At 56.1% G+C, this 928-nt stretch carries 1 protein-coding gene; it reads left to right on the top strand.

The annotated features are described in order from the left end of the window. Positions 1-233 precede the first annotated feature (233 nt). Positions 234-928 (top strand): phytanoyl-CoA dioxygenase family protein (locus tag ACLKMW_RS26445; protein ID WP_415727506.1); only part of this gene is annotated, 695 nt, incomplete at its 3' end.

Below are 928 nucleotides of genomic sequence, written 5' to 3'. Positions count from 1 at the left end.
TAGTACTTTTTCCATGGCGGCGCCGCGTCCGCGTTTGGTGATATGCGGTATCAATGTAGTGCTTTTCGATTGCGACTAGCTTTCGTTTCAAAGCGTTTTGGTGCCATATGGATCTCAAATCCTTTACAACTCGCGTTCGCCAGATAGGCATCCAATATGTTCTTGGCAGATTCAGAACCGTTCGAAAGACGTACAGCGGGGTGCGTCGGGCAATCGACGGATCACGCCGCCTGTTGACGCCAATTCGGGCTCGAGATGAACGGTGCTCGACGCTGTTTCCCGAGATTGATGCCTGCCATGTGGTCGAGGCGATCCGCAGGGAAGCGGTTTTCGTGGGGATGAATCTGCCGCCCCAAACGGTGGCGGAGATCAGGAGGTTTGCCGCGTCAGAGCCGCTGCACGCCATCTACGATCCTCAAGGTCCGACTTTCCTTTATTCGGACGTTGTGGAGGGAAAGGCTCGCGATGGCAGGCTGATGCCGATAGGCGGTGTTCGAGAACCGTCACGCTGCCCGGCTGTTCAGGCGGTGATCGATGACCCGATTCTGCGCAGCGTGGTGCGCCGTTATCTTGGCCATGAACCGCGAAAGATCCTGCCGATACTCCACTGGAGTTTCGGCTCGCCAATAAGCGACGACGAGCGCCGGAGACTTCAGCATTTTGTGATTGACTATCATTATGACGTGCCGGGACTGAATTTCGTATATGCCAGCTTCTACATAACCGACACGGATCGGCATTCCGGTGCCCATGTGATGATGAAGCGCTCGCATAAGCGCAAACCGCTCCGCATGCTCTTGGGCTCTGCCCGGGCGAGCGAAGAGGCGGTTCGCAAGCAGTTTGGAATAGACAACGAACTGACCATTGAAGGACCGGCAGGGACCGGTTTCGTGCAGGATACCTCCTGCTATCATAGAGCGTCGCCACC

Origin of the sequence: Borborobacter xinjiangensis, from assembly GCF_047739745.1 — a bacterium.
GTDB lineage: Bacteria > Pseudomonadota > Alphaproteobacteria > Rhizobiales > Rhizobiaceae > Pseudaminobacter.
Note: the sequence above shows the minus strand (reverse complement) of the source record. Positions and strands in the feature narration are given on the sequence as shown.